General features: G+C 63.5%; 6 protein-coding genes. All 6 read left to right on the plus strand.

The genetic code is table 11. From position 1 onward, the window contains the following. The first annotated feature begins 223 nt into the window (after positions 1-223). Positions 224-937, plus strand: a complete 714-nt coding sequence (locus QZY07_RS07475; protein WP_295401235.1) for an AAA family ATPase — start codon at positions 224-226, stop codon at positions 935-937. Next, positions 934-1,656, plus strand: coding sequence for a hypothetical protein (locus tag QZY07_RS07480; RefSeq protein WP_295401236.1), 723 nt, complete (start codon positions 934-936; stop codon positions 1,654-1,656). The genes QZY07_RS07475 and QZY07_RS07480 overlap by 4 nt, the downstream gene beginning before the upstream one ends. 69 nt (positions 1,657-1,725) lie before the next feature. Next, the gene (locus QZY07_RS07485; RefSeq protein WP_295401238.1) at positions 1,726-2,334 is read left to right on the plus strand and encodes a hypothetical protein; all 609 of its coding nucleotides are present in this window, start codon (positions 1,726-1,728) and stop codon (positions 2,332-2,334) included. A 323-nt stretch (positions 2,335-2,657) separates the two neighbouring features. After that, entirely contained in the window at positions 2,658-2,936 is a 279-nt protein-coding gene (locus tag QZY07_RS07490; RefSeq protein ID WP_295401239.1) for a DUF1778 domain-containing protein, read from the plus strand. Next, the gene (locus QZY07_RS07495; RefSeq protein WP_295401241.1) at positions 2,933-3,460 is read left to right on the plus strand and encodes a GNAT family N-acetyltransferase; all 528 of its coding nucleotides are present in this window, start codon (positions 2,933-2,935) and stop codon (positions 3,458-3,460) included. The genes QZY07_RS07490 and QZY07_RS07495 overlap by 4 nt, the downstream gene beginning before the upstream one ends. 112 nt (positions 3,461-3,572) lie before the next feature. Beyond that, the gene (gene uvrA / locus QZY07_RS07500) at positions 3,573-6,398 is read left to right on the plus strand and encodes an excinuclease ABC subunit UvrA (protein ID WP_295401242.1); all 2,826 of its coding nucleotides are present in this window, start codon (positions 3,573-3,575) and stop codon (positions 6,396-6,398) included. Positions 6,399-6,678: the final 280 nt, after the last annotated feature.

Raw genomic sequence — 6,678 nt, forward strand, 5'->3', positions numbered from 1 at the left:
AAACACCAGGGCGCCAAGATTGTCTTGAGCCTGCGCGCGCTCGTGCAATCCACGGGGCGCTGGACGCAGTTCTGGGACAAGATCGATCAGTTTGGTGCTCGGCCCTGTTAGGATACATTATCGAAAGGCACCACCCGCTGGGAGAATGGGTATCAGGATCAGTATCGGAGCGATGACGGCGGGGCGCGCTACCGGTTCGTGACCTTCCACCCCTCGATGAGCTATGAGGAGTTTGTCGAAGGGCTGCGACCTAGCCTGGAAGGATCCGGGGCAACGTTATGCGTTGTTCATCGACGAGATCAACCGGGCCAATCTCGCCAAGGTGCTGGGAGAACTGATCACCCTCATCGAGCCGGACAAGCGCACCAGACAGGATGACGACCACCAAGGTCTACGTCTGGTCCTCCCGTACTCCAGGCTCGCCTTCGGCGTCCCGGCCAATCTCGACCTTTACGGCACCATGAACAGCGCGGACCGTTCCATCGCGCTGCTGGATACCGCCCTGCGCCGCCGCTTCCAGTTCGAGGAGATCGGCCCCGACCCGGAGGTATTGCTCAAGACGGTCGAGGGGATCGACCTGCCCGGGCTCCTGAAAACTCTGAACGAACGGATCGAACTGCTACTGGACCGCGATCACCGTCTCGGTCACGCCTATTTCATCGGCGTTGCGACGCTGGCGGACCTCAATCGGGTCTTCGCGGACCACATCCTCCCCCTGCTCGCCGAGTATTTCCATGACGACTGGGGTCAGATCGCCCTGGTACTCGTCAATCGCACGCTCGGACGCAGCGAGTTTGTGGTCACTGCGGAACTCGACCCTGCGCAAGTCTTCGGCAAGGGCTGGGAGACCTACGCGACTCGCCACTCGGAGGTCTTGCGGCGTTACCGTTTGGTCCAGGAACTCACCCAAGCGATGTATCTGGGTCTCCTCGCGTGACGCCTGGTCATCTGATCGTTCGCGAGCACCAGACGATCCGGATCGCCCCCCACGGCCCACTGTCGCGCGCGGCCCATGCGGCGTTTCTGGCCCGCATTCCGATGCTGCCAAGTGGCGTGCTGCAACCGGTTCGCGAAGGATTGCGCACCGGTTCCCATTGCGGCTTGATACAGGCGGGCTCCTGGATGCTGGAAATCCTGCCGAAACTCTACGATGACCAACAGCCCGCGCCAGATCGGGGCGCCTTGGTACGGATGCTCGCCGGCTGTTTCGACGTCCCTGTTTGGCTGGATGGCACCGCCGCCAGTGGGCTGGCCGATGACCTGCTCACGGTCGTGATTCGGGCCTACCTGGAGGAAGTCCAGCGTCAGTTGCGGCAAGGCTGGATCAAATCCTATGTCGATCAGGAAGATCGGCTGACCCGGCCACGCGGGCGGATCAACCTCGGCGAACAGGTGCGGCGCGGACGGGCCGCCGCCCATGCGCTCTATTGCGTCTTCGACGAACTGACGGTCGATAACGCCCTCAACCAGGTCGTTCGCGCCGCGCTCGCCCTGGCCCGCGCCCGGCTCACAGGCAGTTCCCGGCTCGCGGCTCACGCCGATCAGCTCGACCTGGCGCTGGCCGATGTCAGTCGGCTGCCGGCGGGGGATGCGCTCAGGGTCAGGGCGAGCGCGTACCCCTATAAATCAATAAGTTACAGTTCATATGTATTGTGAAGCTCGCATCTTAACTGTTTGATTTTATTGATTTCAGAAAAAATTATACGCGCTCACCCTGCGCTCAGGGTGCGGTTGCCGCGCCATCGGCTGACCCGGCGGTATGATCGACTGTTGCGGATGGCGTCCTGGCTGCTGCGCTTGCTAGGCCCTGACGTGCATGGCGGCGCGGAGGAAGGTTTGGGCTTGACCTTCGACATGAATCGGCTTTTTCAGGAGGCCGTGTCGGTGGCCTTGGGCGCGGCGATCCGCCGGCACGCTCGACATCAGCAGCTGCGCCTGACCCGCGAGCAACCCGTCCGTGCGCTGGTCAAGGATGCGTCCGAGACCGGACGCTTCATGCTGCGGCCGGACCTTTGCCTGTGGCTGGAAGACCAGTTGATCGCCATCCTGGATACCAAGTGGAAACGGCTCTCGCCCGTCCATGACCAACATAAAGCGGACATTTCACAGGCGGATCTCTACCAGTTACTCGCCTATGGCCACGCTTACGGTTGTGACCGTTTGGTGCTTATCTATCCCCATCACCCGGGGCTGCAAGACTGGAGCTTGCCGCGATTCCGTTACTGCTCATCAACCCCGTCAGACATCGCCCTGCAAGTCGCCGCCTTTGACCTGCAAGCATCCAGATGTGCGGCGGATCAGCTTTTGGAGCAGCAGTTCGATGGCCTGGGTTAAGAGATGATTGATTCGAGTATGGCGCAAACTTGGGCGCATCAGCGAATAGCGGCGTAACCCGGTTGAATGTCGCATGCTGTCTTTCCCGACGGGGGGGCTTGCAAATTGTGACGCTCGGGTAATGTTGGACGGTACTGTCGAGTCTGGACCAGACCGATGTGGGCGATCAGGTTCGCCCGCGGCTTGCGTCGCCTAGCGCGGTGCCTGCAAACGACCTCCCGTTGCCGCCTTTCATGACCCCTCAGCCACTGATAGGCGATGAGGGATTGACAGTCAATGCGATCCTTGTATGCTTTGAATCCGTACAGAACAGGAGCGTTGCGATGCCCAGAGTTCCGATCGAGACCAACAGCCGGATGTCGCTGCGCATCGCCGCCGACGAAAAAGCCCTGCTCATGCGCGCGGTGTCTCTGCGGCGCACCAATCTGACCGAGTTTGTCATTCGCCCCGCGATCGAGGCCGCCCGCGCGGTCATCGATCAGGCGGAGCGGATGCCGCTCAGCGAGCGGGATAGCCTGTCCGTGCTGGCGCTCCTGGAGCATCCGCCAGCGCCCAATGCCAGGTTGATGGCGGCTGCTCAAGCCCTGCCGAAGCCAGAATGAGCGTCTTGGCATGGCATGAGGAAGCCATTGCTCAAGCGCACCAACGGGACGCTTTCGATTGCGGCGATCCGGCACTGAATGCGTTTCTCCATCGCCATGCCCGCAGGAGCCATGAGCAGGGCGGCGCAAAGACGTTTCTAGCGATCAACGATGGCGAGGGACAACCGATCCTGGGTTTTTACAGTCTCAGTCCGGCCTCGCTGGACTTTGCGCGCACCCCCGAGATCGTGAAGCGCGGTCTGGCGCGTTATGAAGTTCCCGTCTTCCGGCTCGCGCGCCTGGCGGTGGATCGTTCGGTCCAGGGACGAGGACTTGGGGGGCAGCTTGTCCTGGCGGCGGGTCGCCGATGTCTGTTAGTGGCATCCCAGGTGGGTGGCGTTGCGCTTCTCATCGATGCCAAGAACGCGCGTGGCGCATCCTGGTATGAACGCTATGGCGCGATCCCGCTACAGGATGCACCGCTGTCGCTGCTCTTGCCATTAAAGACCCTCTACATCGCCCTTGCCGCCGCCGGTCAGCTCTGACCGACACGCGGTTCAGGCATCCTGCGGGTCACGCGCGAGAATCCGCGACGGTGACGGTCAAACCGAGAACGGCTGCATCCTGTTTCATCTCTCCGGCGGACCCAATACCCCCATGCACACCATCCGCATTCGCGGCGCTCGCACGCACAATCTGAAGAGCGTCGACCTCGACCTGCCGCGCGATCGGCTGATCGTCTTCACCGGACTGTCCGGTTCGGGCAAGTCCTCGCTCGCCTTCGATACCATCTATGCCGAGGGTCAGCGGCGCTATGTGGAATCGCTCTCGTCCTATGCCCGCCAGTTTTTGTCGGTGATGGAAAAGCCGGATCTGGATCATATCGAAGGGTTGTCGCCGGCGATTTCCATCGAGCAGAAAACCACCTCGCACAACCCGCGCTCGACGGTCGGCACCATCACCGAGATCCATGATTATCTGCGCCTGCTGTTCGCCCGCGTCGGCCAGCCGCGCTGTCCGACCCACGACGTACCCTTGGACGCCCAGACCATCAGTCAGATGGTCGATCAGGTGCTGACGCTGCCCGAAGGCGACAAGCTGATGCTGCTCGCCCCAGTGGTCTCGGCGCGCAAGGGCGAGTATCAGCGCCTCCTTGCCGAACTCCATGCCCAGGGTTTCGTGCGCGCCCGCATCGATGGCGCGCTCTGCGAGCTGGACGCCCCGCCCGAGCTGGATCTTAAAAAGAAGCACGACATCGAGGTCGTGATCGACCGCTTCCGGGTTCGCGCCGATCTGGCGCTGCGCCTGGCCGAATCCTTCGAGACCACGCTCAATCTCTCCGGGGGACTCGCCCGAATCGGCTGGATCGACGAACCGGAACACCCCGAGCTGACCTTTTCGGCCAAGTTCGCCTGCCCGGTCTGCGGCCATAGCATCCCGGAGCTGGAGCCGCGCATCTTCTCCTTCAACAACCCGGCCGGCGCCTGTCCCACCTGCGACGGGCTGGGCGTCGAGCAGTTTTTCGATCCGGCCAAGGTGGTCGGGCATCCTGAACTCAGCCTTGCGGGCGGCGCCGTGCGCGGCTGGGATCGGCGCAACGCCTTTTATTTCCAGATGCTCCGCGCGCTGGGCGAGCATTACGGATTCGACGCCGAGACGCCCTGGCTGGAACTCAGCGAGCAGGTCCGCTCGGTCATCCTCTATGGGAGCGGCAAGGAGAAACTCAAGCTCAAACTGCCGCACGAGAAAGGCAGCGCCAAGGCGCAGCCCTTCGAGGGCATCGTCCGCAACATGGAGCGCCGCTACCGCGAGACCGAATCCACCACGGTGCGCGAGGAACTGGCGCGTTATCTCTCGCACCAGCCCTGCCCCGCCTGTCAGGGCTCGCGGCTGAACGAGTCGGCGCGGCATGTGTTCGTCGGCCAGCATACTCTGCCGGCGGTGTCGCGCATGCCGGTCGGCGAGTCGCTGCGCTTCTTCGAGACCCTGGAACTCCCCGGACAGCGCGGCGAGATCGGCGCCAAGGTCATCAAGGAAGTCGCCACCCGACTGCGCTTTCTGGTCGATGTCGGGCTCAACTATCTGACCCTGGAGCGCAGCGCCGAGACCCTCTCCGGCGGCGAGGCCCAGCGCATTCGGCTCGCCAGCCAGATCGGCGCCGGACTGGTCGGGGTCATGTACATCCTCGACGAGCCGTCCATCGGGCTGCATCAGCGCGACAACGCCCGGCTGCTCAAGACCCTGACCCATCTGCGCGACCTCGGCAACACCGTGATCGTGGTCGAGCACGACGAGGAGGCGATCCGCGCCGCCGATCTGGTGGTGGATATCGGCCCCGGCGCCGGCGTGCATGGCGGCGAAATCGTCGCCCAGGGCAGCGCCGGGGAGATCGCCGCCGAACCCCGCTCGCTGACCGGGCGCTATCTGTCGGGCGAGCTGCGCATCGCGATCCCGACCCAGCGCGCGTCCAACGATCCCGCGCGCCAGTTACGCATCCTGGGCGCCAGCGGCAACAATCTGCGCGGCGTCGACGTCTCCATCCCGGTCGGCACCTTTTGTTGCATCACCGGCGTCTCCGGCTCCGGCAAATCGACCCTGATCAACGACACGCTCCACCCCTTCGCCGCCCGTCATCTCAATGGGTCCAGTCTCCAGCCCGCGCCGCATCTCGCCATCGAGGGCATGGAGCAGTTCGACAAGGTCGTCGACATCGACCAGAGCCCCATCGGTCGCACCCCGCGTTCCAATCCGGCGACCTACACCGGGCTGTTCAACCTGGTGCGCGATCTCTTTGCGGCGGTGCCCGAGGCGCGTTCGCGCGGCTACGGGCCGGGGCGGTTCAGCTTCAACGTCAAGGGCGGGCGCTGCGAGGCGTGCAAGGGGGACGGACTCATTCGGGTCGAGATGCACTTTCTGCCCGACATCTATGTCCAGTGCGACACCTGCCGGGGCCGGCGCTACAACCGCGAAACCCTGGAGATTCGCTACAAGGGCCGGACCATCGACGAGGTGCTCAACCTCACCATCGAGGATGCGCTGGCCTTCTTCGCCCCGGTCCCGGTCATCCACCGCAAGCTCCAGACCCTGATGGATGTCGGTCTGTCCTATGTGCGGCTCGGCCAGAGCGCCACCACACTCTCCGGCGGCGAGGCGCAGCGGGTCAAACTCAGCCGTGAGCTTTCCAAGCGCGACACCGGGCGCACGCTCTATATCCTGGACGAACCGACCACCGGGCTGCACTTTCACGATGTCAAACATCTGCTCGACGTGCTGCACCGCTTCCGCGATCAGGGCAACACTGTCGTCGTCATCGAGCACAATCTGGACGTCATCAAGACCGCCGACTGGATCATCGACCTGGGGCCGGAGGGTGGGGATAAGGGGGGGGAGATCGTGGCTGTCGGGACACCCGAACAGATCGCGGCCAATCAACGCTCGCATACCGGGCGGTTTCTGGCGCCATTATTAGAGCGCGGCTGGTAGAAATCCCTGTCATCGATAGCGCGATATCCAACCGCGACATGCCGCGGCTGGAACACCTGTCGCGAATCTCCCAATAGGTCACACGTCGCCCAAGGGCGCGCCCTCATTCGATGAATCCTGATTTCCGTCTTCCGGACGCGGGCCTTGATCATCGTTCCGGCCACCCCCTACGCCGCGACAGGTAGGAGATAGGCTAGCTTTGGAGGCGGCGGTCGTCGGCGCGCCGGGGATGGCGGCATCGGCATCCGCTCCAGGAGTTGCTCGAACAGGGGTGCCGGCG

Origin of the sequence: uncultured Thiocystis sp., assembly GCF_903866365.1 — a bacterium.
Lineage (GTDB): Bacteria > Pseudomonadota > Gammaproteobacteria > Chromatiales > Chromatiaceae > Chromatium.

Coding starts and splice junctions, on each gene's coding strand:
- QZY07_RS07475 (WP_295401235.1), top strand. CDS start 224: ATGAGGAGTTTGTCGAAGGGCTGCGACCTAGCCTGGAAGGATCCGGGG.
- QZY07_RS07490 (WP_295401239.1), top strand. CDS start 2,658: ATGCCCAGAGTTCCGATCGAGACCAACAGCCGGATGTCGCTGCGCATC.
- QZY07_RS07495 (WP_295401241.1), top strand. CDS start 2,933: ATGAGCGTCTTGGCATGGCATGAGGAAGCCATTGCTCAAGCGCACCAA.
- uvrA (WP_295401242.1), top strand. CDS start 3,573: ATGCACACCATCCGCATTCGCGGCGCTCGCACGCACAATCTGAAGAGC.